We start from the raw sequence: 23,326 nt of genomic DNA, 5'->3' as shown, positions 1-23,326 counted from the left end.
ACGAAATCTTGCCCGGCCAATGGCGCCTTTTGGCACAGTGCCAAGTGTAGCGCGTTTTATGCTTAAGGGGAAACCCGATCCTGCCCGGAAATGGCGCAGCTTCAATCGTTTAGGGCCCGTTTTCGCGAAAAGGGCAGGATCAGGCGCCAAAGCGCGGGCGCGGCCCGAATCCCCGATCCGGGACCGTTCGTCCTTGTGGAACGAGGTGGCCCTATGTTAGCCAACCGCCGCGAAATTCAGCCCCAATCGGGTAAGGAGAGACTTTCATGACCAACGGTAACGGCACCCCTCCCGAGGCGGCCCAGGCTCCCCAGCTCAACGTGCTGGCGCAATATACCAAGGACCTCTCGTTCGAAAATCCCAACGCGCCGAGCTCGCTCCAGCAGCAGGGCCAGCCGCCGCAGATCAATATCCAGATCAATGTCAACGCCAACAATCTCAGCGAACAGGAGTTCGAGGTGACGTTGTCGGTCGAGGGCAAGGCCGAGACTGCAGGCAAGGTGATGTTCTCGTTCGAGCTCGCCTATGCCGGCGTGTTCCGGATCATCAATGTGCCGAAGGAGAACCTGCACCCGCTGGTCATGATCGAGTGCCCGCGCCTGTTGTTCCCGTTTGCCCGCGAGATCATCGCAACTGCGGTGCGCGACGGCGGGTTCCCGCCCCTGATGCTGGATCCGGTCGACTTCGTCGGTCTGTATCGCCAGAACATGGAGCGGCAAATGGCCGCCCAGGGTCAAGCCGGTCAGGCCTGACCGACTGCCACGGGGGCTGGAGCGGGCAGGTACTCGTTCCAGATCGCCTTGTCGCCGAGTGTCGCGATGAAGGCCCGATGGGCCTCTCGCTCGGCCTCCGAAATCCGCGGCGCGAGCGGCACCAGGCGCTGCCGCCGCGGCGCATCGCCGGCCGCATTGACGCGGATTTCCTGGGTGTCAGAAGCCAGCAACAGCTGCGACTGCCGCGCCCCGACCAGATCGACATAGACCTCAGCCAGCAGCTCGGCGTCCAGCAGCGCGCCGTGCTTGGTGCGGCGTGAATTGTCGATCGCATAGCGCGAGCAGAGATCGTCGAGCCGGTTCGACACGCCGGGATGCTTGCGGCGCGCCAGCAGCAGCGTGTCCACCAGCCGCTCGCGCGGGATCGCGGCGCGCTTGATGCGGTCAAGCTCGGCATTGATGAAGCCGATGTCGAACGAGGCGTTGTGGATCACCAGCGGGGCGTCGCCAATGAACGCCAGAAATTCATCGGCGACCTCGTGGAACAATGGCTTCGTCGCCAGGAATTCGGACGACAATCCGTGCACCGCGAACGCTTCCGCCGGCATGTCCCGTTCAGGGTTGATGTAGACGTGAAAGGTCTGTCCCGTCGGCATGCGGTTCAGGATCTCGACGCAGCCGATTTCGACGAGTCTGTCGCCACGGAGCGGATCGAGGCCGGTCGTTTCGGTGTCGAGGACGATTTCGCGCATGTCTTGAGAGCCGTGTGAGACGGCGAATCAGGCTCGCCGCTGCGGCATCTTAACGACCTCGGCCAGGATGTGCGCGATTTGCGCCCGCACCGGCTCAAGTCCGTGTGACGTATCCACTACGAAATCGGCGCGTTTGCGCTTCTCGGCGTCGGGCATCTGCTTGGCAATGATGGCGTCGAGTTTTGCCTCGTCCATCGTGCCCCGCGCCAGCACCCGCTCGCGCTGCAGTTCCGGGGAGGTCGAGACCACGACCACGGCATCGACCCGCTTCTCGCCACCGGTCTCGAACAGCAACGGGATGTCGAGCACGACGACCGGCGCCTTGGCGGCCTCGGCATCGGCGAAGAATTTCTGCCGGGAGGCGCCCAGCATCGGATGAACGATCTGCTCGAGCTGCTTGATCGCGGCAGGATCGTGCACCACGCGCGCCGACAGTTTTGTGCGGTCGACCTTGCCGTCGACGGTGGTGCCAGGGAAGGCAGCCTCGATCGCGGGGGCTGCCTCGCCTTCATAGAGCTGATGCACGGCGGCATCGGCGTCGTAAACGGGAACGCCAGCCTCCGCGAACAATTTGGCGGTGGTGGATTTGCCCATCCCGATCGAGCCGGTCAGTCCGAGGATCCGCATCAGCACCCAGCCTTTCGCATCTACACCGCAATTAGCTGCTCGCTCCGCAGGTACGCAAGCAGCGGCAGCAGCGGCAGGCCGAGAATCGTGAAATGATCGCCCTCGATGCGCTCGAACAGATGGACGCCGAGGCCCTCGAGCTGATAGGCGCCCACGCTGGTCGTGACGGCATCGCCGGCGGCGTCGAGATAAGCCGAAAGCTCGGCCTCGGTCATCTCTCGCATGGTCATGCGGGCGACCGAGACGTCCTCGAAAACGATCTTGCCGTCACGCGCCACGACCACCGCGGAATTCAGCTCATGGCTCTTGCCGGCGAGATCGCGCAACTGCGCCAACGCCTGCGCGCGACCGGCAGGCTTGTTGAAGAGACGCATCCCGAGAGCCAGTGTCTGATCGGCGCCGATCACGTAGCTTCCTGGACGAGCGGCCGAAACCGCCCTGGCCTTTTCTCGGGCCAACAACAGGGCGATCTCGCGCGGGTTTGATAGTCTTGAGGCGGCTTGAATGCCGCGCTCGTCGATATCGGCCGTCACGGCCTCGAATTCGAGCCCGGCATTGGCCAGCAGCATTTTGCGCGCGCTGCTTTGTGAGGCCAGGACCAGCGGGGATGTGCCGCACCACGGAGCCATGGCGAAAGACTATTCCGACGGCCGGTTGCGTTGGCGATCGCTATACAGCTTCATGATCGCCGCCGCGGTTTCCTCGATCGAGCGGCGCGTGACGTCCAGCAGCGGCCAGTCGTGCTTGGCACTGAGCTTGCGCGCGAACGCGACCTCCTCGGTGACCGACTGCTTGTCGGTATAGGTGTCGCTGCCGCTGCCGGATTCAGCGCCCATGGAGAGCAGGCGATTCTGGCGGATCTGAATCAGGCGTTCGGGCGTCGCGTGCAGGCTGACGACCAGCGGCCGCGTCAGCGTCTCCAGTTGCGAGGGCACCGGAATGCCCGGAACCAGCGGCACGTTGGCGGTGCGGATGCCGCGATTGGCGAGATAGATCGAGGTCGGCGTCTTCGACGTCCGGGATACGCCGACCAGGACCACGTCGGCCTCGTTGAGACCTTCGACGTGCTGACCATCGTCATGAATCATCGTGTAGTTCAACGCGTCGATGCGCTTGAAATATTCCGCATTGAGGACGTGCTGGGCGCCGACGCGGCCGGTGGTCGCTGCTCCCAGATAGGCTTCGAACAGCTGCATCACCGGCCCGATGATCGACAGGCTGGGAACATTGATCTGCTTGCACTTGCCCTCGAGCCTGGCGACCAGATCCTTTTCGAGCAGCGTGAACAGCACGATCCCCGGCGCTTCCTCGATCTCATCGAGCACGCGGTCGAGCTGCTTCTGGCTGCGCACCAGCGGATAGACGTGCTCGACCGGCGTCACGTTGGCGTATTGGGCCGCGACCGCGCGCGCCACGGTGATGAGCGTCTCACCGGTGGAGTCGGAGACCAGATGCAGATGGAAATAATTGTTCGAGGTCGGCACAAAAACTCTTTGTATGAGGGCGGGGCGGTTTGTGGATTTCTGTGGAGCTTAACCCCTTGGAAAGGGATGTGCGACACCAGGGGCGGGACAACGGCCAATTTTCTTCACACCGCTGCCCGTCAGGACAACTCCGCAGCCCTGCGATGGGGCAAGCGGGATTGCGCGGACAATCCTCTTGATAAGCTGCCGACGGACAAGCGCAAGCCTTTGAGTCCGGGCGGCTTATCCGAACGGCTCGCGGTCGCGCAGGATATGTTGATGGATGTGAACAAGCGCGCGTGAAGTGGCGGACGGAATTGTGTGAGTCCAATCCACGGTCACTAAGACTCAAACCTTAAGATTCTAAAAGTTTTAGGTTTAGAAGAGCCGAGCACGCGGATATGTGTGTGCACCCAAATCTATGAATGAATTCTTACCGAACTCGTTCCATCCACTGTTCGGTGAGACAGGGCGCATTCGAGCGATATGGATGCCGGCTCGCGTCTGGAAACACGCAAAGCAAGACAGGGAAGGCTGCCGGCATGTATGAGTGGATCAAGGCGCTGCACGTGATCGCCGTCATCTCCTGGATGGCCGGCATGCTCTATCTGCCGCGGCTGTTCGTTTATCATTGCGAAGCCGAGGTCGGCTCGAAGCAATCGGAAACGTTCAAGATCATGGAACGCCGGCTGCTCAAGGCGATCATCAACCCGGCCATGATCGTGACCTGGCTGGCCGGTCTCTATCTCGCGTGGTCCGGCCATTGGTTCGCGTCGCCCTGGTTGCACGTAAAACTGGCATTGGTCCTGACGATGTCCGCGGTCCACGGCTTTTTTTCCCGTTGGCTGAAGGATTTCGCCGCCGACCGGCGCCCGCGGAGCCAGAAATTCTATCGAATAATCAATGAGGTGCCGACCGTTCTGATGATTTTGATCGTCATCATGGTGATCGTGAAGCCGTTCTAGGCACCGCGCGCCGACGATTAGCTCAGCGCTTCGGCTTGCGGAGCTGGAAGCGATTTTCTATATTGGTGACATCCCACCCAACGCAGGCGGATGTGGTCGTGTCCGGGCTTTCCAGAAGCCGGACACCGCATCAGGTTTGAAGCCTCCCGGCACTCACCTTGCCAGTCCTGCGGACCTTGCCTTCTCACGTCCGCATTTCAGAGCCTCCTCGCACCCCCCTCTTCTCAGGTTACTCCACAGGACCACCCCAATGCGGGAAATTAAACTCCAGGACCTCAAGTCGAAGACCCCGGCTGAGCTCGTCTCGTTCGCGGAAGAGAACGGGGTCGAGAACGCCAGCACGATGCGCAAGCAGGAGCTGCTGTTCGCCATCCTCAAGCAACTCTCGCTCGCCGAGACCGATATCGTCGGTGAGGGCGTCGTCGAAGTGCTCTCCGACGGCTTCGGCTTCCTCCGCTCGCCCGATGCGAATTATCTGCCGGGCCCCGACGACATCTACGTTTCGCCCTCGCAGATCCGCCGCTTTGGCCTGCGCACCGGCGACACCATCGAAGGCCATATCCGCAGCCCGAAAGAGGGCGAGCGCTATTTCGCGTTGCTGAAGGTCAACACGCTCAATTTCGAGGACCCGGAAAAGTCCAAGCACAAGGTCAATTTCGACAACCTGACGCCGCTGTTTCCGAATCAGCGCTTCCGGATGGAAATCGACGATCCGACGCGAAAAGACCTGTCTGCACGTGTGATCGACATCGTTGCGCCGATCGGCAAGGGCCAGCGCGCATTGATCGTCGCGCCGCCGCGCACCGGTAAGACCGTGCTGATGCAGAACATCGCGCATTCGATCACGCACAATCATCCCGAATGCTATCTGATCGTGCTGCTGATCGACGAGCGTCCGGAAGAAGTCACGGACATGCAGCGCTCGGTGAAGGGCGAGGTCGTATCCTCGACCTTCGACGAGCCGGCGGTGCGTCACGTGCAGGTCGCCGAGATGGTGATCGAGAAGGCCAAGCGCCTGGTCGAGCATGGCCGTGACGTCGTGATCCTGCTCGATTCGATCACGCGGCTTGGCCGCGCCTACAACACGGTCGTGCCGTCATCCGGCAAGGTGCTGACCGGCGGTGTCGATGCCAACGCGCTCCAGCGCCCGAAGCGGTTCTTCGGCGCCGCCCGCAACATCGAGGAGGGCGGCTCGCTCACCATCATCGCGACCGCACTGGTCGATACCGGCAGCCGCATGGACGAAGTCATCTTCGAAGAGTTCAAGGGCACCGGTAACTCGGAACTGATCCTGGACCGCAAGGTCTCGGACAAGCGTACCTTCCCCGCAATCGACATCTCGCGCTCCGGCACCCGCAAGGAGGAGCTCATCACCGATCCGCAGGTGCTCAAGAAGATGTACGTGCTCCGCCGGATCCTCAATCCGATGGGCACGATGGACGCGATCGACTTCCTGCTCGACAAGCTGCGCTCGACCAAGAGCAATTCGGAATTCTTCGACTCCATGAACACCTGAGTGCGGTGCAGCAAAGAACCAGAGGGCGCCTTCGGGCGCCCTTTTTTGTACGGGTTTGCTGCAGCAGAGGTGCAGCATGGGAGGGGCGGCTCGCCACCTCGCGCGCTTTCATCTAGCCTGTTGATATTTCGAAATGATCCTTGAGTTTTGCTCGACCTAGTCTCCGTACGAGGAGGCATTCTTGCAGCAGAAATGCTGTAATTATATTGCACTGCAATATATTCGTCGTTGCGAGATCTGGTGCAGCAAATTCTGCCGCACGCCGGCTGAAACGGATGTTTGCGTTTTCAGTGGGAGCCGGACAAATAGGCCATGCATCCGCAAGACCAGACCATTTTTGCGTTGTCATCCGGCCGGACGCCGAGTGCGATCGCCGTGGTGCGCGTCTCTGGATCGCAAGCCGGACTGGTGCTGACAACGCTTGGAGGCCGGCAGCCGGCGCCGCGACAGGCCAGCCGCCGACTGCTCCGGGACCGCGCGGGCCAGCCGATCGACGACGCGGTGGTACTCTGGTTTCCAGGACCGGCCAGCGCAACCGGCGAGGACATCGCCGAATTTCACGTCCATGGTGGTCGAGCAGTACTGGCGGCGCTCCTCGCCGCTATTTCAGATATTCCGAATACACGCGCGGCTGAGCCCGGCGAGTTCACCCGGCGCGCCTTCGAGAATGGCAAGCTCGACCTCACCGAGGCCGAGGGTCTCGACGACCTCATCCACGCCGACACCGACCGGCAACGACGCCAGGCGTTGCGCCAGTTGCAAGGCCTGCTCGGCGATCGCGCGCGCGACTGGCGCGACCGCATCATCGAGGCGTCCGCGCTGATCGAGGCCGGAATCGACTTCTCCGACGAGGGCGACGTGCCGGCCGAATTGATGGCGCCGGCAGTCAAGGCAATCCAGGCGCTGCATGATGAAATCTCAAAAGTCCTTGCGGCACAGGGACAAGCTGAACGTCTGCGCGACGGCTTGGTGGTTGCGATTGCGGGCGAGCCGAACGTCGGCAAGTCGACGCTGATCAATCAGCTCGCGCGGCGCGAGGTCGCGATCGTCTCGCCTCATGCCGGCACCACGCGCGACGTCATCGAGGTGCAGCTCGATCTCGATGGCTATCCCGTCACTGTCATCGACACTGCGGGCATTCGCGAGACCGATGATCCTGTGGAGCAGGAGGGCGTGCGTCGGGCGCGGGCGCGAGCCGAGGACGCCGATCTGGTTCTGTGGCTGGTGGAGGGCGGGCAGGCTGTCGACCCGGAAGCCGTGCGCTCGCTTCGGAGGTCTGGTGACGGTGCTGCTTCGTCGGGCGGCTCGGTCTGGATCGTTCGCAACAAGATCGATCTTGGCGGGGGCGAGAACGGCATGACGCCGGGCGAGTTCGCGATCTCCGCCAGCCGGGGCGATGGCATTCCGGAACTGGTCGAGGCGCTCGTGACATTCTCGGCCAAGTTCTTCGGAACGACCGAGGGCGCATTGGTGACCCGGGCGCGACATCGCGATTTGCTGCGTCAGGCGTCAGGCAGCTTGCGCCGGAGTCTGGAGCTTGTAGAAGATGGCGAAGAGCTGGCGGCCGAAGAGCTGCGTGCCGCCGCTTACGCCCTGGGCCGACTGTTGGGGCGAGTGGACGTCGAGGACGTCCTCGGGGCGATCTTTCAGAGATTCTGCATCGGAAAGTAGCGCTAGTTCTTCATTGTAGAACTAGGACTTGTTCCAATCTTTCCTGCGACAGAAGCAACGGATCTCCGCTTGTTTCACGTGAAACACCGATATAGTTTCGGTGGTTCACCGCGGAATTGATGCCGCTTCGTAAGGTGTGGAAGCTGGGGCTGGAGGTCGATCGTGCTCTCCGTTGGGGGGTCCGATCGTTGCTGCATGAGCCCCGCCATTGCTCGTCCCGGACCCCATACGGTTCACGTGAAACAGAAACGCCTACAACGCCCTTTCTACTGTGCATGGGGTTGTTTTCGCAAAAGTGGATCAGCCTCCGCCTTGTTGTTTCACGTGAAACACTGCCGCCCCGAGTTTCCACTTCCGGCTTTTTTCGCTCTGGGATAGAAGTCCGACTATGCGAACAGAGCGAGAGAGTTTCGACGTCATTGTGATTGGCGGCGGTCACGCCGGCTGTGAGGCCGCGGCCGCTGCTGCGCGGATGGGTGCCTCGACCGTTCTGGTCACGCACCGTTTCGCGACGGTCGGCGCGATGTCCTGCAATCCGGCCATTGGTGGTCTCGGCAAGGGTCATCTCGTCCGAGAGATCGACGCCCTGGATGGCCTGATGGGTCGCGTGGGCGACGCCGGTGGCATCCAGTTTCGTGTTCTCAATCGGCGGAAGGGCCCCGCTGTTCGTGGCCCGCGAGCCCAGGCTGACCGGAAGCTTTATGCGGCTGCCATGCAGACCGCGATCCGGGAGACCGGGGGCCTTTCGGTCATCGAAGGCGAGGCTGACGAGCTGATCGTGGCCGAAGGGCGGGTCACAGGTCTTCGCCTGGCTGATGGTCGGGAGCTGCGCGCAGGTGCGGTTGTGGTTACCACCGGTACATTCCTCCGCGGTCTGATCCATCTCGGTGAGAAGAGTTGGCCCGCCGGCCGTGTCGGCGAGGCTCCTGCGATGGGCCTTTCAAGCTCCTTCGAGCGTGCCGGCTTCACCCTCGGGCGCCTCAAGACCGGCACGCCGCCCCGTCTGGATGGCACCACGATCGACTGGTCCGCCGTCGAAATGCAGCCCGGAGACGAGCCGCCGGAGCCGTTGTCGGTCCTGACCGAGCGGATCACGACCCCGCAGATCCAGTGCGGGATCACCAGGACCACGGCCGCCACCCATGAGGTGATCCGCGCCAATGTCCATCGCTCTCCGATGTACTCCGGCCAGATCAAGAGCTCCGGGCCGCGTTATTGCCCTTCGATCGAGGACAAGATCGTCCGCTTCGGTGACCGCGACGGTCATCAGATCTTTCTGGAGCCGGAAGGGCTCGACGATACGACGGTCTATCCCAATGGCATCTCGACCTCGCTGCCGGAGGAGGTCCAGCTTGCGATCCTCGCCAGCATCCCAGGCCTGGAGCGGGTGAAGATGGTGCGGCCGGGCTACGCGATCGAATACGACCACGTCGATCCCCGTGAGCTCGATCCGACCCTCCAGACCAAGCGCCTGCGCGGGCTGTTCCTGGCCGGCCAGATCAACGGCACCACCGGCTACGAAGAAGCCGCAGGGCAGGGCATCGTGGCCGGGCTGAATGCGGCACTGGCCGCCAGTGGGGCCGCGCTGACGGTGTTCGATCGGGCGCACGGCTATCTTGGCGTCATGATCGACGACCTCGTCACTCGTGGAATTAGCGAGCCCTATCGGATGTTCACCTCCAGGGCCGAGTATCGTTTGACGCTGCGGGCCGACAATGCGGACCAGCGCCTGACCGAAAAGGGTATCGCCCTGGGATGTGTCGGCAGTGCCCGTATCAGGCATCACCGCGCCAAGATGGAGGCTCTCAACGCGGCCCGGACACTGTCGAAGTCTCTGACCGTCACTCCGAACGAGGCGAGCAAGCACGGACTGTCCCTGAACCGCGATGGCCAGCGCCGGTCGGCCTTCGAACTAATGGCGTATCCAGAGATTGCCTGGAGCCAGGTTCGTGCGATCTGGCCCGAACTGGCGGCGATCGATCCTGTCATCGCCACCCATCTCGAGATCGACGCGAAGTACGACGTCTATCTGGAGCGCCAAACCGCCGACGTCGAAGCCTTCCGGCGCGACGAGGGGATGGTGCTGTCGGAGGTCAACTACCAGCTGGTCCCCGGTCTCTCCAATGAAGTCCGCGCAAAGCTTGAGAAGGCCCGGCCGTTCACGGTCGGTCAGGCCGGCCGCATCGATGGTATGACGCCGGCAGCACTTGGCATCCTTGCGGCCTATCTCCGCCGCGAGGCGCGGAAGACCTCGAAGGCGATCGCATAGGCGTTTCACGTGAAACAAACCGGGCCGGGCCGCCGCAGATCGTCATCGGGGAAGAGCGCGGAGGGTGAGGGCGCTAGGCGTCGAACCGAACCGCCGGCCAAGCCGAGAATCGACAAGTCGAGCGCCAACGACCAGGCGCTGGACGCCATTATCGCAGCTGACAAGATCGCGGCGCTCAGGCTCGCTCCCGTTTCACGTGAAACCGAAGCTCAGCTCGATCGCTACATCGCGCTGCTGCGCGCGTGGCAGGCGAAGACCAATCTGGTCGCGCCGTCGACCTTGCCGCATCTCTGGACGCGGCACATCGCCGATTCGCTCCAGCTGGTCGATCTCGCGCCGACCGCAAAACGCTGGGCCGACCTCGGCAGCGGCGGCGGCTTCCCCGGTGTCGTCCTGGCCTGCACCATGGCGGGGACGTCCGGCGCGAGCGTCCATCTCGTCGAGCGAATCGCCAAGAAGGCGGCTTTCCTGCGCGAAGCTATTCGCGTCACCGCATCTCCGGGGGTCGTACATCTCGCTGAGATCGGGGATAATGTGGATAGAATCACCGGCCCCGTCGATTGCGTCACCGCGCGCGCATTGGCTCCGCTACATCAACTCATCGGCTTTGCGGAGCCGCTGATGCGCCAGGGCGCAAAGGCGCTGTTTCTGAAGGGTCAAGATGTAGAGGCTGAATTGACCGAAGCCGCTAAATATTGGAATATTCAACCTCAGCTCCACCAAAGCCGCACGGGTGACGGCTGGATCGTGGAGCTGACGTCCGTCGAACGACGCGGGTGAGGCGTTCAGGGGTGAGTGGGGAATTGCGATGAGCGTGATTGACGAACCGCAGCAAGAACAGGCGGCCCAAGGGTCCCAAGGGACCAGTGAGGTCCCGCATGGTCACCCGCGCATCCTGGCGCTGGCGAATCAGAAGGGCGGTGTGGGGAAGACAACCACAGCGATCAATCTCGGAACAGCACTCGCGGCGATCGGCGAGCGCGTTCTGATCGTCGATCTCGATCCCCAGGGCAACGCCTCGACTGGCCTTGGCATCGATCGCCGCAACCGCTCCTGCTCGATCTACGACGTGCTGGTCGGCGAAGCCGCCTTGCGCGAGGCGGTGGTCTCGACCGCGGTGCCGCGGCTGCACATCGCACCCTCGACCATGGATCTCTCCGGCCTCGAGCTTGAGCTCGGCACCACGCCCGGCCGCGCCTTCAAGCTGCGCGACGCCATCGGCGCGCTCAACAACAACGTCTCCCCGGATGCCGACTACACCTATGTGCTGATCGACTGCCCACCTTCGCTCAACCTGCTCACGGTGAACGCGATGGCGGCCTCCGACGCGATCCTGGTGCCGCTGCAATGCGAGTTCTTCGCGCTCGAAGGTCTGTCGCAATTGCTGCAGACGGTGGAGCAGGTGCGCTCGACGCTCAATCCCAACCTGTCGATCCACGGCATCGTGCTGACCATGTTCGATTCCCGCAACAACCTCTCGAACCAGGTCGTCGCCGACGTCCGCCAGTTCATGGGCGAGAAGGTCTACAAGACCATGATCCCGCGCAACGTGCGCATCTCGGAAGCGCCGTCCTACGGCAAGCCGGTGCTGGTCTACGATCTCAAATGCGTCGGCAGCGAAGCTTACTTGCGCCTCGCCACCGAAGTGATCCAGCGCGAGCGCGAGCTGCGCACGACGCATTGAATCCGATTGAATCCGGGTGAGTCATTCCGGACAATTCGCAGCAGCCGAATTGATCCGGAATCCCGAGATCTGAAATGAACAATGTCGAGATTCTGGGTTCGCGCTTCGCGCGCCCCGGAATGACGGGGACCAAAAGTGCAGGAGCGTTCGAGTTGAATCCAAGGGAGCTGGCGATGGCCGACGAAGCGCGTTCGCGACTGGGCCGAGGTCTTGCGAGTCTGATCGGTGACGTCGGCGGCGAGGCTCAGCATGTCGATCGTCCGCGCGCGCAGCGCAAGGTGCCGATCGAATTCATCAAACCCAATCCGCGCAACCCGCGCCGCACCTTTTTGGAGACCGAGCTCAAGGAGCTCTCCGACTCCATCAAGCAGCACGGCGTGATCCAGCCGATCGTGGTGCGTCCGGTGAAAGGCGCGCAGGATCGCTACGAGATCATCGCCGGCGAGCGGCGCTGGCGCGCCTCGCAGCTCGCCGGCCTGCATGACGTGCCGATCGTTCCGGTCGACATCAGCGACAGCGATGCGCTGGAGTTCGCGATTGTCGAGAACGTGCAGCGCGAAGACCTCAACCCGATGGAGGAGGCGCAGGGCTATCACGCGCTCGCCAACGAGTTCAAACGCAGCCAGGACGACATCGCAAAGGTCGTCGGCAAGAGCCGCAGCCACGTCGCCAACATGATGCGGCTGACGAAACTGCCGGCCGAGGTCCAGGCCTACATCGCGACCGGCGAATTGACGGCGGGCCACGCCCGCGCGCTGATCGGCGTGCCGGATCCGCTCGCCGCCGCCAAACGCATCGTCGAGGAGGGGCTCAACGTCCGCCAGGCCGAGGCTCTGGCGCACGAGGAAGGCGTGCCGGAGCGCAAGCCGCAGAAGGCGCGCGCCGGCGCGAAGGAAAAGGATCCAGATACGATCGACCTCGAAAAGCGCGTCAGCGACGCGCTGGGTCTCAAGGTGACCGTCAATCATCGCGATCCCGGTGGCTCCGTGCAGATCAACTACCGCAACCTCGATCAGCTCGACGAGGTGATGAAGCGGCTGGCGAAGGGCGCGCTGTAGACAGCCCCTGTCATTCCGGGGCGCGCGTAGCGCGAACCCGGAATTCAGAGATTGTGGCGCGAGATTTTCAGGCGCGATTACGCGCCGTAGTTCGGCTCTTCGAGCGCCCCGGATGACCCAGGTATTTGGCGCTCACTGACATCCTCCACGTCGTTGCGAGCGCAGCGAAGCAATCCAGAATCTTTCCGCGGAGAGACTCTGGATTGCTTCGTCGCTCACGCTCCTCGCAATGACGTGGAGAGAGTTGCGGCTGCGTGACGTTGGAGCGGAGCCTATCCCCGCCGCTTTGCATTGGCTGCGATCGCCATCAGCGTGCGCTGGGCGATGGCGGCGGCGAGCGTCGATTGCTTGCGGGTGTCGAGCGCGGCGGTTGCGAGCTGCTCGATGATGGCGGCAAGCCGTGCCGGGCTGAAATTGCGCAGCGCGGTTTCGACCGCGGGCTTTCGCGAAAAATGCAGGCGTGGAAAGCCGCCGTCGAGCACGGCGGAGGCCGGCGTACCGTCGGCGATGGCGAGCGCGGATTTGTGCAGCCATGCGGCCTGCCGCTGCGCGGCGGAGAGGATCACGCCGGGATAAGTGCCGGCGATCATGGCCTTTGCGAACTCGGTCTCGACAATGTCGGGCCGTCCGGCAAAGGCGCCGTCGACGATCGGGTCGAGCTTCAGCTCCGATGCATCGGCGACCACGGCCATGACGTCATCGAGCGTGATCTCGCCCTTGCCGTGGGCGTAGAGCGTCAGTTTGCGCAGCTCGTTGCGCGAGGCCTGGCGGTCACCGCCGAGAAATGACATCAGCGCGGCGCGGGCATCCTGCGCGATCCGCAAATTCGCGATGCGGAGCTCGTCCTCCATCAGCCTGGCTAGATCGCGCTCGGTGTCGGGATAGCAGCCGATCGCCACGGCCGTCTTGGCCTTCTCGCAAGCCTTGCGCAGCGGCGATTCCGGGCGTAGCTCGCCGGCCTCGATCACGATGCGGCAATCCTTCACGCTCATCTCGGCGAGCGTGTCGATGCCGCTGGCAAAGCTGCGCGAGCCGGCGCGAACGCGGATGGCGCGGCGGCCGCCGAACAGCGGCACCGTCATGGCCTCGTCGACGAGGCGCGAAGGCTCGGCGGAGAGCTCGTCGCCGTCGAGCTTGACCAGCGAGAACGGATCGTTGGGATCGTCGACGGCGGACGCGATCAGTGCATCGGCGCGCTCGCGCACAAGGCCGGCATCGGGACCGTAGAGCAGGATGATCGGACGGCCCGCATCAGGGCGGGCGAGGAAAGCGTCGATCTCTTTTCCGCGCAGCGCGACCATGGTCCAGATTGTCATTCCGGGGCGCGCGCAGCGCGAACCCGGAGGTTTGGGATCGAGATTCTCAGGTGCGCAATTGCGCACCGCAGTTCGCTCTTTGGGCGCCCCGGAATGACGGGAGCGAACTACGTCCCCGCGGTGAAGAACGAGGCGAGCCGGGTGGAGATGTTCTCGGCGATCTCGTTGGCGGCGCGATCCTCGGCATCGCGCACGGCGCGGGTGCGCGAGAAGCGCTGGTAGGACCCCGGCATGTCATAGGACACGCGCGAGAAGGTCGAGCCGGTCATGACCGACTTGCCGGTCGCGACATCGATCAGATTGTACTGGGCGTCGATGCCGAGATTTTCGTTCGTCGGCAGTCCCGTCGTGGGGCTGACGATCAGCGAGGAGCGGCTGGTCGTGAAGCGGATATCCAGCCGGTGGGTCGGCGGCATGCCCGTCGCGGTGCCGTACAGCTTGAAAGCCAGCGCGTTGCGGATTTCGACGCCGACGCGGGCCTCGCGGGACGCATTGGGTTTGTCGATCGGGGGCAGCTCGACGCCCATCAGCTTTTCGCGCAGGCCGGGGGTGCCGTCAGTGCGCTCGGCATACATCGGCTGGAAGCAGCCGGCCGTCAGCGCCGCCAATGCAGCAACTGCCAGCAAGCGGGCTGCGATACGGATCCTAGCCGACAACATTCACGATCCTCTTGGGAACGATGATCACCTTGCGGACGGGCTTGCCGTCCAGGGCCAGCTTTACCGCATCGAGGGCCAAAACGGCAGTCTCGATTTCCGGATTCTGGGCCGCTGTTGCAACTGTGACCTCACCCCGCTTCTTGCCGTTGACCTGGACCACCAGGGTCACGCTGTCTTCGACCAGCAAATCGCGTTCGATTTGGGGCCAATTGGCTTCCGAAACCAGCCCCTTCTGGCCCAGAACCCGCCAGCACTCCTCGGCCAGATGCGGCATCATCGGCGAGAACAGCTGCACGAGGATCTCGCTGGCCTCCCGGATCGCCCAGGCCAGATCTGGCGCCAGGTCGGCTGCGGGTTGGCCCGGGCGCTGGAGCACCTCCGAGAACGTATTGGTGAATTCGCGGATATGGGCGAGGCAGACATTGAAGTGCAGCCGCTCGATACCGGTGGTGACCTTGTCTAGCGCGCCGTGGGCGGCCTTGCGCAAGGTCGTCGCGTCCGGGCCGAAGCTGGCCGGCCGGGCCGCCGGTGCGGCGTTGCCGAGTTCGACGGAATCGTTCACCAGCCGCCACAGCCGCTGCACGAAGCGCGAGGCGCCCTGGACGCGCTCGTCGCTCCAGATCACGTCGCGGTCGGGCGGGGAGTCCGACAGCATGAACCAGCGGGCGACATCGGCGCCGTAGGTCTCGATGATGTCGTCGGGGTCGACCGTGTTTTTCTTCGACTTCGACATCTTCTCGATCGGGCCGATCTGGATGTCCTCGCCGGTGGCGAGCAACGTTGCGCGGCGCCCGTTGCCGCCGACCTCGATCTTCACCTCGGCCGGCTGCACATAGGTGCCGTCGGCCTTCTGATAGGTCTCGTGCACCACCATGCCCTGCGTGAACATGCCGGCGAACGGCTCGTCCAGCGCAACGTGCCCGGTCGCCTTCATCGCGCGGGTGAAGAAGCGGCTGTAGAGCAGATGCAGGATCGCGTGCTCGACGCCACCGATATACTGGTCGACCGGCAGCATCCGGTTGGCGACCGCAGGCGTCGTCGGCGCGTTCTCGTTCCAGGGATCGGTGAAGCGCGCAAAGTACCAGGACGAATCCACGAACGTATCCATGGTGTCGGTTTCGCGGCTAGCCTTGCCCCCGCATTTGGGGCAGGTGACGTGCTTCCAGGTCGGATGATGATCGAGCGCGTTGCCGGGCTTGTCGAATGTGGCGTCGTCCGGCAGCTTCACCGGCAGGTCGGCATCCGGTACCGGCACCACATCGCATTTCGGGCAATGGATGACGGGGATCGGGCAGCCCCAATAGCGCTGGCGCGAAATGCCCCAGTCGCGCAGGCGGAAATTCACCTGACGCTCGCCAACCGGTGCGTTGCCGCGCAGCTCCGTCTCGAGACGCTTCGCCACGTCTTCCTTGGCCTGCTCGATGGTCATGCCATCGAGGAAGCGCGAATTGATCATGCGGCCGTCACCGTCATAGGCGGTGTCGGTGATCACGAAGGTCTTGGGATCCTGGCCTTCCGGGCACACGACGGGCGTGTTGCCGAGATTGTACTTGTTGACGAAGTCGAGGTCGCGCTGATCGTGCGCCGGGCAGCCGAAGATGGCGCCGGTGCCATATTCCATCAGCACGAAGTTCGCGACATAGACCGGCAGCTTCCAGGACGGATCGAACGGGTGCACCGCGCGGATGCCGGTGTCGAAGCCCTGCTTCTCCGCGGTGTCGATGATCTCCTGCGCAGTGCCGATCTTCTTGATCTCCGCGATGAACTCCGCAAGCCTGGGGTTCTTCGCAGCTGCCGCCTGCGCCAGCGGATGATCCGCCGAGATCGCCATGAATTTCGCGCCGAACAGCGTGTCCGGGCGCGTCGTGAAGATCTTCAGCTCGCTCTCGCCGGCCGGCGTCGTCGCCGGATCGAGCGCGAAGCGGATCAAGAGGCCCTCCGAGCGGCCGATCCAGTTGCGCTGCATCAGCCGCACCTTGTCGGGCCAGCGGTCCAGCCCGTCCAGCGCGCTCAAGAGCTCCTGCGAGTACTTCGTGATCTTGAAGACCCACTGGTTCATTTCTCGCTGTTCGACCACAGCGCCCGAGCGCCAGCCGCGGCCGTCGATGACCTGCTCGTTGGCGAGCACGGTCATGTCGACGGGGTCCCAGTTCACCTTGCGCTTCTCGCGCTCGGCGAGACCTTCCCGCAGGAAGTCCAGAAACATCTTCTGCTGGTGCTTGTAATAGGAGGGATCGCAGGTTGCGATCTCGCGGCTCCAGTCCAGCGACAGCCCGATCGAGCGAAGCTGCTTCTTCATCGCGGCGATGTTGTCGTAGGTCCAGGCCTTCGGGGCGACCTTGCGCTCGATCGCGGCGTTCTCGGCCGGCAGGCCGAAGGCATCCCAGCCCATCGGATGCAGCACGTTGAAGCCCTTGGCGCGCATGAAGCGGGCCAGCACGTCGCCCAGTGTGTAATTCCGGACATGCCCGATATGGATGCGCCCGGAAGGGTAGGGGAACATCTCGAGCACGTAATATTTCGGCCGCGGATCGTCGTTCCTGGAGACGAAGATCGCCTGCTCGTCCCAGTGGCGTTGCCAGCGCGGTTCGGCGTCGCGGGCGTTGTAGCGTTCGGAGGTCATGGAATCGTTGGGTTTTCGTGGGTTCGGCCGTCTCAAGACGGCGGACTAGGCCATAGAAGACCTCAGGGGGTCAATGGGTTGCCGCGTTCTGGAACTTTGACTGCGCCTCCGCATAACTACGAGGGCCCGCGTTGGGGTGTGATTAAGGGGTCGATGCCAATTTGCGGCCCGACAAGACCCCATGGCCCGCGATGGATTCCAGCTTCGACGATCCCGATTACGACTATGCCGCGTCCATCGCCGGACGGGCGATGCGGAGCATGGCCGAACAGCGGATTGCGCCGATGCCGGCCAATTTTGCGGTCTGGTTCCAGTATTTCGCAGGCAGCCATGACGATCTGCGCAACGCGATCGATCTGCTCATCGACCACAATCGTCCCTTCGATGCGCGAACCAATCAGGATCTGTTCGAGACCTACGTCGCGCCCCAGGTGAGTACCGTCGTGGTCGACACCTCCGAGCGGCTCCAGGCGGTCATGGGGGCCGCGAAGGAGTTTCTGGCGACTGCGATCGCCGACAATCATTCGCAGATGCAGGTCATCAGCCAGGTGGCCGACCAGGGCAGGGCCGGCGTCGATCCAAAATTGCTGGTCGCCCAGCTCATGAACGAGCTTGCGCGGGCCGCCACAAGGGCGACGCGGCTGGAGGCAGGCTTTGCGGAAAAGACCCGCGAGCTCGACGTGATCCGCGATTCGCTGTCGAGGTCCGAGCAGCGCGCCCGGACCGATACGCTGACCGGGCTGGCGAACCGGCGGGCCCTCGACGAATTCCTGCGCAAGGCGCAGGCGACTGCGGAATGGGGCGAGCCGCTCAGCGTGCTCTTGCTCGATATCGACCACTTCAAGGCCTTCAACGACAATTTTGGCCATGGCGTCGGCGACCAGGTGCTGCGCCTGATGGCGAAGGTGCTGCGCGAAAAGGTTCGCGAGCAGGATTTGCCGGCCCGCTATGGCGGCGAGGAGCTGATCGCGGTGCTGCCGGACGCGGATCTGGCCGCTTGCGCTGAGATCGCCGAGCGTATCAGGCGCGCGATTGCCGATTGCACGATCACGCGCCGCTCGACCGGCGAGACCCTGCCCGGCATCAGCGTGTCGATCGGTGTGGCGCAATACCGGGTCGGCGAGGCGATCACCGATCTGATCGAGCGCTGCGACCGCGCGCTCTATCTCGCCAAGAGCGGCGGCCGCAATCGCGTGGTCACGGAGTTCGAGCTCGAGCGGTCCGGGGCCGCGGGCTAGGCGCTTGCTACCATCATCATATCCGCGCCGGTCTCGATCGCCTGCACGCCATGCTCGACGACATTGTTGCGGCCGCGGTGCTTGGCGGCGTAGAGCGCGGCGTCGGCGGCTTCGATCAGGTCGCCGGGACGCAAGGACTCGTTCGGCTTTGTCGCGGCGACTCCGATCGAGACCGTGACGATCATGTGGTTCGAGGTGATGTGCGGCAGGCAGAGTTTCAGCACGGCCGCGCGCACCTGTTCGCCGATTTCGGCGGCGCGCATCACGTCGGTATTCGGCAGCAGGAGACAGAATTCCTCGCCGCCATAGCGTGCCGCAAAGCCCATCGTGTCGGCGGCGATGCCGGACAGCGACTCGCCGAGCCGGGTCAGGCAGGTGTCGCCTTCGAGATGGCCATAGGTGTCGTTGAACAGCTTGAAATGGTCGACGTCGATCATCAGAAGCGCGAGGTCGCTGCCATATTGCTGCGCGCGCATCCATTCGAAGTCGAGCCGGCTCTGGAAGCCGCGGCGGTTGGCGAGCCCCGACAGCATGTCGATCGAGGCCATCACCGTCAGCCGGTCGTTGCTCGCAATCAGCTCGCGTTCGCGCTGGCTCAGCTGCGCAGCCATCGCATTGAAGGCGCGGGCCAGCGGAACGAACTCGGCCGGCAGCCGATTGCGCGCCGCGCGGGCCGACAGGTCGCCCTCGCCGAGACGCTTGGCCATGTCGACGAGCATCTCGATCGGCTTGATGACGAGTTTTTCGGCGGCAATCAGCGCGCCGAACAGGACGAACACGACGACGAAAGCGAGCTGGAGATACGCGGTGCGGATATCGCGGTTGACCGCCGCGGACACCTTGTCTTCGTCGATGCTGGCGATCAGGCGAGCATTGGTGCCGGCGATGCGGATGTAGCTGACCGCGCGGCGGGAGCCGTCGGCGGCGAGGAAAGACAGTGAACCCTCATCCTGGTCGGAACGCAGCGCCTTGTCGGCGATCGCGGACATCAGTGGCATGTTGTCGAGGGGCCGGCCGACTGCACTGTGCTGATCGGCCGGGGCCGCCAGCACGGTGCCCGCGCTGTCGACCAGCACCGCGGTGATGCCGGCGCGGCCGCCCAGATTGCTCATGACCTTCGACATCCAGTCGAGATTGACGGTGGCGAGCACGACGGCATCGGGTACGCCGCTGAAGGCGGAGACCGGATAAACCGCCATCACCGTCGGCGACGGTACCGGCCGCGACAGGATGAAATCGCTGAGAACGAAGCGGCCGGTTTCCTGCGCCTGCTGGAAGTAGGGCCGGTCACTGAGATCGAGGCCGACATACATGTTGTTGGTGGCGCATTGGATGCGTCCGTCCTGGCCGGCGATCAGCAGCGTGCGGATCCAGGGAAGGCTCGACGGCAGGCTTGCGCGCAGCACGTCGCAGCTCTTGCTGATTCCGCCGGCGGAGGCGCGGATGAAGGCCTCCGATTTCAGGATGGTCTCGACCGACGAGATCACCTCGCGCTGCGCATCGGCACTGTGCCTTGCCACCGTGGTGAACTCGGCCGCAGCCTGCGCGATCTGCCGCACACGCGTGTCTTCGAGCGAGCGGATCCGCTCAAGCATCAACGGCGTCACAAGAATGACCGCAAGCAACGCAAGCCGCGCCCGGATTCCCAGAACCTGCTTGAGTTTCGCTCGTTTGCGGTTGAGACTGACGCTTGCCATCTTCGCTACCCACCCCGTGGAGCAAGGTAAAGCGAAGGGTTCAAAAACTGTTTCTTGAACTCGGTAAAATTGGATTTAACCCGGGCTACGATCGCAGCCAAGAGACGTCATGACAGAAGCCAATGCCGCGCCGGTAACCGGCCATTCACCAAACGCGCTCGCCGCGGTCGAAGCTGAAATCGCCCGCGCCTGCAAGGACGCGCGGCGCGACCGCGCCTCGGTGACGCTGATCGCGGTGTCCAAGACTTTCGCCGCCGATGCAATTATCCCGGTCATCGCCGCCGGACAGCGCGTATTCGGCGAGAATCGGGTGCAGGAGGCCAAAACCAAGTGGCCGGCATTAACGTCTGTTTACCCCGATATCGCGCTGCATCTGATCGGGCCGCTGCAATCCAACAAGGCGAAAGACGCGGTCGCGCTGTTCGACGCCATCCATTCGGTCGACCGCCCGAGCATTTGCCAAGCGTTAGCCAAGGAAATCGAATCCCAGAACAAGCACCCGCAACTCTTCGTCCAGATCAACACCGGCGAGGAGCCGCAGAAGGCCGGCATCGCGCCCGACGAGGCCGATGCCTTCCTCGCGAACTGTCGCGACACCTATGGGCTCGCGATCTCCGGACTGATGTGCATCCCGCCGGTCGACGAACCGCCGGCTGCGCACTTTGCTCTCACCGCCAAGATCGCGGCGCGTAATGGGTTGAAGAATCTCTCGATGGGCATGAGCGCCGATTTTGCGACGGCGATCATGCTCGGCGCCACGCATGTGCGCGTGGGGAGTGCGATTTTCGGGCACAGGTAAGAGCCGTTCGCGGGGTACGCGCTCAGCAAACCGCCATCGATTTCGTCGTTGCGAGCCAACGGGGCCGCGCAGAGCGCGGCCCGATGACAGGCTCCGCGAAGCAATCCAGAATCTTTCCGCGGGGACCCTGGATTGCTTCGTCGCAAGGGCTCCTTGCAAGGATGGCGGCGACTTAAACGATTCGGTCGTTGTCGAGCATGCACACTCACCCGATGATGATTCTTGTTCGCGGGCCCAGGCGCCGCAGCAATTGCAGCATCGCAGATTTCGTCATGGAGACGCAGCCCGCGGTCGGGCCGAAATTGTCGCGGGCGAGGTGCAGGAACACCGCGCTGCCGCGCCCGGCAATGCGTGGTCTGGTGTTGTGGTCGATCTCGATAATGAAGTCATAGAGGTGGTCGGCCCGCTTGAGCCGGTCACCGCCCTGCCCCTCTCCGAGCCGGATGCCCTGATTGTATCGGCGGTCCCGTGGATCCTCGCACCAGGCGTCTGCGCCGGTGATCATCCGGGTCGGCAACAACGTCGGGGGGCGGCTGTGCCGGTCGCCCCGCCACCACAGCCGTCTGGGACGGAAGCTGCCCCTGGGCGTGCCGCCATCGCCCTCGCGCTTGTTGGCCAGAATGCCGCCCCGCCCCAATGCAACCGGGATGGTCAGCGTCCCGGCCGTCAGCCAGCCCCGGCGCGGGTTTCCGGCCGCAGCCTTAACACGGATCGCAGACAGCGGCATCGCGCTTCGATTACTGGCGTAACCAACTGAAGTTGCTTTATTTTTCATGTGAACGTGCAATGTCGAATTCATTACAGGACATTCATCAAATCGCCCTGCTATTCTGAGCTAGAGTGCTTTTGGCTTGTGAATCGGTAACAGCCCACTACTTCAACACGAACAACAAAAACAACGGCGACCCTAAACTTCCCCTCGCGGCTGGGTGCGGCATGGATGCGCGCCGAGCCGGACCCTAAAAGGATGACCTCCCATGCCCAACGCCCGCAAGATCCTCATCGTGGATGACGATACCGATCTGCGCGACACGCTGGTGGAGCAATTATCGCTGCACGAAGAATTCGAAGCCTCCGCCGTGGATACCGGCGCCAAGGGCGCGAGCGCCGCCAAGGCAAATTCTCCCGATCTCGTCCTGATGGATGTCGGCCTACCCGATACTGACGGCCGCGAAGTTGTCCGTTCGTTGCGCAAGGGCGGATTCAAGGCCCCGATCATCATGTTGACCGGGCACGACACCGATTCCGATACGATCCTGGGGCTGGAATCCGGCGCCAACGACTATGTCGCAAAACCCTTCCGCTTCGCCGTTCTGCTCGCCCGCATCCGTGCCCAGCTCCGCCAGCACGAAGCCAGCGAGGACGCGGTGTTCTCGGTCGGCCCCTACTCCTTCCGTCCCGGCTCGAAGATGCTGACGGCGGCCAATGCGCGCAAGGTCCGCCTGACCGAGAAGGAAACGGCGATTCTCCGCTTCCTCTACCGGGCCGGCCAGATGCCGGTGTCGCGCGAGACCCTGCTCCAGGAGGTCTGGGGCTATAATTCCGGCGTCACCACCCACACGCTGGAAACCCACATCTATCGGCTTCGCCAGAAGATCGAGAAGGACGCCGCCAACCCCGAGATCCTGGTCACCGAAGCCGGTGGCTACAAGCTGGTGCCGTGATACGTTCCGGAAACGCGCGATTCGTCGTAAATTGGCGCGTTCCTCGAGCCACGGACCGGAATGTCAATCGACGACGACGTAGCGCTTCTCGAGCGTGTCCCGACACTGCGCCTGTTGGGAGACGCCTCGTTGCGCATGGTGGCGATCGGTTCCGAGCAGCGTGACTTCGTCCGCGGTGACGTCCTGTTCAATCTCGGCGACGACGCCGATGCCGGCTTCGTGGTCCAGCGCGGCGCCTTCAGGGTCGAGGACGGCGCCGGCGCCGAAATGATCGCCGGCCCCGGCGCGCTGATCGGCGAGCTCGCACTGGTGGTGCCGATGAAGCGGCCATCGCGCGCGATCGCGCTGGAGCATTCTTCCGTCATCCGCGTTGCACGCAGCCTGTTCCAGCGTGTGCTCGAAAGCGACCCCGCCGCCGCCGTTCGCCTCCGCGACGAATTCGCGGTGCGCTCCAGCCAGATCGCCAGCGATATCCTGATGGCCGGGGCGAAGCTGACGTCGTGAACCTCTCCGTCGTCATTCCGGGGCGCGACGAATTCGCGAGCCCGGAATCCATCGAACCGCAGCGTTAACGGATGAATGGATTCCGGGCTCGCGCTGCGCGCGCCCCGG

At 63.6% G+C, this 23,326-nt stretch carries 22 protein-coding genes; 13 read left to right on the top strand and 9 right to left on the bottom strand.

Annotated features, from left to right (window positions below; translation table 11 throughout):
- Positions 1-266: 266 nt before the first annotated feature.
- Positions 267-752 carry a protein-export chaperone SecB gene (secB, locus tag EHH60_RS24655; RefSeq protein WP_124162005.1) on the top strand — a complete coding sequence of 162 codons (486 nt, stop codon included), beginning with the start codon at positions 267-269 and terminating at the stop codon, positions 750-752.
- On the opposite strand, the gene dnaQ is transcribed toward secB, so the two are convergent.
- From dnaQ to EHH60_RS24635, 4 genes are read right to left on the bottom strand one after another with little or no spacing between them, the layout of a single operon-like run.
- On the bottom strand, positions 743-1,465 hold the full coding sequence (gene dnaQ, locus EHH60_RS24650) for a DNA polymerase III subunit epsilon (RefSeq protein WP_124162004.1): 723 nt from the start codon (positions 1,463-1,465) through the stop codon (positions 743-745). The two genes, secB and dnaQ, sit on opposite strands and share 10 nt — an antisense overlap.
- Positions 1,466-1,492: 27 nt before the next feature.
- Entirely contained in the window at positions 1,493-2,092 is a 600-nt protein-coding gene (gene coaE / locus EHH60_RS24645) for a dephospho-CoA kinase (protein ID WP_124162062.1), read from the bottom strand.
- Positions 2,093-2,112: 20 nt separating this feature from the next.
- Positions 2,113-2,721, bottom strand: coding sequence for a Maf family protein (locus tag EHH60_RS24640; RefSeq protein ID WP_124162003.1), 609 nt, complete (start codon positions 2,719-2,721; stop codon positions 2,113-2,115).
- A gap of 9 nt (positions 2,722-2,730) precedes the next feature.
- A complete protein-coding gene (locus EHH60_RS24635; protein WP_124162002.1) occupies positions 2,731-3,576 on the bottom strand; it encodes a pyruvate, water dikinase regulatory protein in 846 nt (281 codons plus the stop codon).
- A 66-nt stretch (positions 3,577-3,642) separates the two neighbouring features.
- Between EHH60_RS24635 and EHH60_RS24630 the strand changes: the two genes are divergently transcribed.
- From EHH60_RS24630 to EHH60_RS24595, 8 genes are all read left to right on the top strand, one after another.
- On the top strand, positions 3,643-3,858 hold the full coding sequence (locus EHH60_RS24630) for a hypothetical protein (RefSeq protein ID WP_124162001.1): 216 nt from the start codon (positions 3,643-3,645) through the stop codon (positions 3,856-3,858).
- 239 nt (positions 3,859-4,097) lie between these two features.
- Positions 4,098-4,520 carry a protoporphyrinogen oxidase HemJ gene (hemJ, locus tag EHH60_RS24625; RefSeq protein WP_124162000.1) on the top strand — a complete coding sequence of 141 codons (423 nt, stop codon included), beginning with the start codon at positions 4,098-4,100 and terminating at the stop codon, positions 4,518-4,520.
- 250 nt (positions 4,521-4,770) lie between these two features.
- The gene (gene rho / locus EHH60_RS24620) at positions 4,771-6,036 is read left to right on the top strand and encodes a transcription termination factor Rho (RefSeq protein WP_061880048.1); all 1,266 of its coding nucleotides are present in this window, start codon (positions 4,771-4,773) and stop codon (positions 6,034-6,036) included.
- Positions 6,037-6,348: 312 nt separating this feature from the next.
- Positions 6,349-7,707, top strand: coding sequence for a tRNA uridine-5-carboxymethylaminomethyl(34) synthesis GTPase MnmE (gene mnmE, locus EHH60_RS24615; protein ID WP_124161999.1), 1,359 nt, complete (start codon positions 6,349-6,351; stop codon positions 7,705-7,707).
- A 388-nt stretch (positions 7,708-8,095) separates the two neighbouring features.
- On the top strand, positions 8,096-9,976 hold the full coding sequence (gene mnmG / locus EHH60_RS24610) for a tRNA uridine-5-carboxymethylaminomethyl(34) synthesis enzyme MnmG (protein WP_124161998.1): 1,881 nt from the start codon (positions 8,096-8,098) through the stop codon (positions 9,974-9,976).
- Between the two features lie 138 nt (positions 9,977-10,114).
- Positions 10,115-10,756, top strand: a complete 642-nt coding sequence (gene rsmG, locus EHH60_RS24605; protein ID WP_245454577.1) for a 16S rRNA (guanine(527)-N(7))-methyltransferase RsmG — start codon at positions 10,115-10,117, stop codon at positions 10,754-10,756.
- Positions 10,757-10,784: 28 nt separating this feature from the next.
- A complete protein-coding gene (locus tag EHH60_RS24600; protein WP_124161996.1) occupies positions 10,785-11,660 on the top strand; it encodes a ParA family protein in 876 nt (291 codons plus the stop codon).
- Positions 11,661-11,833: 173 nt separating this feature from the next.
- Positions 11,834-12,718 (top strand): ParB/RepB/Spo0J family partition protein, encoded by an 885-nt coding sequence (locus tag EHH60_RS24595; RefSeq protein WP_199751925.1) that lies wholly within the window; start codon positions 11,834-11,836, stop codon positions 12,716-12,718.
- Positions 12,719-12,990: 272 nt separating this feature from the next.
- Here EHH60_RS24595 and holA read toward each other — a convergent pair whose 3' ends face one another.
- The 3 genes from holA to leuS all read right to left on the bottom strand — a co-directional run bounded on the left by holA (position 12,991) and on the right by leuS (position 17,316).
- Complete coding sequence (gene holA / locus EHH60_RS24585) at positions 12,991-14,019, bottom strand: DNA polymerase III subunit delta (RefSeq protein ID WP_124162061.1); 1,029 nt, start codon at positions 14,017-14,019, stop codon at positions 12,991-12,993.
- A gap of 122 nt (positions 14,020-14,141) precedes the next feature.
- Positions 14,142-14,693, bottom strand: a complete 552-nt coding sequence (gene lptE / locus EHH60_RS24580) for an LPS assembly lipoprotein LptE (protein WP_124161993.1) — start codon at positions 14,691-14,693, stop codon at positions 14,142-14,144.
- Complete coding sequence (gene leuS, locus EHH60_RS24575; protein WP_124161992.1) at positions 14,680-17,316, bottom strand: leucine--tRNA ligase; 2,637 nt, start codon at positions 17,314-17,316, stop codon at positions 14,680-14,682. Before leuS ends, lptE begins: the two co-directional genes overlap by 14 nt.
- 260 nt (positions 17,317-17,576) lie before the next feature.
- Here leuS and EHH60_RS24570 point away from each other — a divergent pair, with 260 nt between their 5' ends.
- Positions 17,577-18,554, top strand: coding sequence for a GGDEF domain-containing protein (locus EHH60_RS24570; protein ID WP_124162060.1), 978 nt, complete (start codon positions 17,577-17,579; stop codon positions 18,552-18,554).
- On the opposite strand, the gene EHH60_RS24565 is transcribed toward EHH60_RS24570, so the two are convergent.
- Complete coding sequence (locus tag EHH60_RS24565) at positions 18,551-20,251, bottom strand: diguanylate cyclase domain-containing protein (RefSeq protein WP_124161991.1); 1,701 nt, start codon at positions 20,249-20,251, stop codon at positions 18,551-18,553. The genes EHH60_RS24570 and EHH60_RS24565 overlap by 4 nt on opposite strands.
- A 109-nt stretch (positions 20,252-20,360) precedes the next feature.
- Between EHH60_RS24565 and EHH60_RS24560 the strand changes: the two genes are divergently transcribed.
- Complete coding sequence (locus EHH60_RS24560; protein WP_124161990.1) at positions 20,361-21,050, top strand: YggS family pyridoxal phosphate-dependent enzyme; 690 nt, start codon at positions 20,361-20,363, stop codon at positions 21,048-21,050.
- A 205-nt stretch (positions 21,051-21,255) separates the two neighbouring features.
- On the opposite strand, the gene EHH60_RS24555 is transcribed toward EHH60_RS24560, so the two are convergent.
- Positions 21,256-21,825 (bottom strand): L,D-transpeptidase family protein, encoded by a 570-nt coding sequence (locus EHH60_RS24555; protein WP_199751963.1) that lies wholly within the window; start codon positions 21,823-21,825, stop codon positions 21,256-21,258.
- A gap of 202 nt (positions 21,826-22,027) precedes the next feature.
- Between EHH60_RS24555 and EHH60_RS24550 the strand changes: the two genes are divergently transcribed.
- Complete coding sequence (locus tag EHH60_RS24550; protein ID WP_024338712.1) at positions 22,028-22,714, top strand: response regulator transcription factor; 687 nt, start codon at positions 22,028-22,030, stop codon at positions 22,712-22,714.
- A gap of 60 nt (positions 22,715-22,774) precedes the next feature.
- Entirely contained in the window at positions 22,775-23,218 is a 444-nt protein-coding gene (locus tag EHH60_RS24545) for a Crp/Fnr family transcriptional regulator (protein WP_124161988.1), read from the top strand.
- The last annotated feature ends 108 nt before the right edge of the window (positions 23,219-23,326 follow it).

The sequence above is a fragment of the Bradyrhizobium sp. RP6 genome, assembly GCF_003837805.1.
Taxonomy (GTDB): domain Bacteria; phylum Pseudomonadota; class Alphaproteobacteria; order Rhizobiales; family Xanthobacteraceae; genus Bradyrhizobium.
This window is presented reverse-complemented; position numbering and strand designations above follow the sequence as displayed.

What these genes read in the sequence shown, in the direction of transcription:
- secB (WP_124162005.1), top strand. Translation starts at nt 267, where the DNA reads ATGACCAACGGTAACGGCACCCCTCCCGAGGCGGCCCAGGCTCCCCAG.
- dnaQ (WP_124162004.1), bottom strand. Translation starts at nt 1,465, where the DNA reads ATGCGCGAAATCGTCCTCGACACCGAAACGACCGGCCTCGATCCGCTC.
- coaE (WP_124162062.1), bottom strand. Translation starts at nt 2,092, where the DNA reads ATGCGGATCCTCGGACTGACCGGCTCGATCGGGATGGGCAAATCCACC.
- EHH60_RS24640 (WP_124162003.1), bottom strand. Translation starts at nt 2,721, where the DNA reads ATGGCTCCGTGGTGCGGCACATCCCCGCTGGTCCTGGCCTCACAAAGC.
- EHH60_RS24630 (WP_124162001.1), top strand. Translation starts at nt 3,643, where the DNA reads ATGTGCGACACCAGGGGCGGGACAACGGCCAATTTTCTTCACACCGCT.
- hemJ (WP_124162000.1), top strand. Translation starts at nt 4,098, where the DNA reads ATGTATGAGTGGATCAAGGCGCTGCACGTGATCGCCGTCATCTCCTGG.
- rho (WP_061880048.1), top strand. Translation starts at nt 4,771, where the DNA reads ATGCGGGAAATTAAACTCCAGGACCTCAAGTCGAAGACCCCGGCTGAG.
- mnmE (WP_124161999.1), top strand. Translation starts at nt 6,349, where the DNA reads ATGCATCCGCAAGACCAGACCATTTTTGCGTTGTCATCCGGCCGGACG.
- mnmG (WP_124161998.1), top strand. Translation starts at nt 8,096, where the DNA reads ATGCGAACAGAGCGAGAGAGTTTCGACGTCATTGTGATTGGCGGCGGT.
- EHH60_RS24600 (WP_124161996.1), top strand. Translation starts at nt 10,785, where the DNA reads ATGAGCGTGATTGACGAACCGCAGCAAGAACAGGCGGCCCAAGGGTCC.
- EHH60_RS24595 (WP_199751925.1), top strand. Translation starts at nt 11,834, where the DNA reads ATGGCCGACGAAGCGCGTTCGCGACTGGGCCGAGGTCTTGCGAGTCTG.
- holA (WP_124162061.1), bottom strand. Translation starts at nt 14,019, where the DNA reads ATGGTCGCGCTGCGCGGAAAAGAGATCGACGCTTTCCTCGCCCGCCCT.
- lptE (WP_124161993.1), bottom strand. Translation starts at nt 14,693, where the DNA reads ATGTTGTCGGCTAGGATCCGTATCGCAGCCCGCTTGCTGGCAGTTGCT.
- leuS (WP_124161992.1), bottom strand. Translation starts at nt 17,316, where the DNA reads ATGACCTCCGAACGCTACAACGCCCGCGACGCCGAACCGCGCTGGCAA.
- EHH60_RS24570 (WP_124162060.1), top strand. Translation starts at nt 17,577, where the DNA reads ATGGCCGAACAGCGGATTGCGCCGATGCCGGCCAATTTTGCGGTCTGG.
- EHH60_RS24565 (WP_124161991.1), bottom strand. Translation starts at nt 20,251, where the DNA reads ATGGCAAGCGTCAGTCTCAACCGCAAACGAGCGAAACTCAAGCAGGTT.
- EHH60_RS24560 (WP_124161990.1), top strand. Translation starts at nt 20,361, where the DNA reads ATGACAGAAGCCAATGCCGCGCCGGTAACCGGCCATTCACCAAACGCG.
- EHH60_RS24555 (WP_199751963.1), bottom strand. Translation starts at nt 21,825, where the DNA reads ATGAAAAATAAAGCAACTTCAGTTGGTTACGCCAGTAATCGAAGCGCG.
- EHH60_RS24550 (WP_024338712.1), top strand. Translation starts at nt 22,028, where the DNA reads ATGCCCAACGCCCGCAAGATCCTCATCGTGGATGACGATACCGATCTG.
- EHH60_RS24545 (WP_124161988.1), top strand. Translation starts at nt 22,775, where the DNA reads ATGTCAATCGACGACGACGTAGCGCTTCTCGAGCGTGTCCCGACACTG.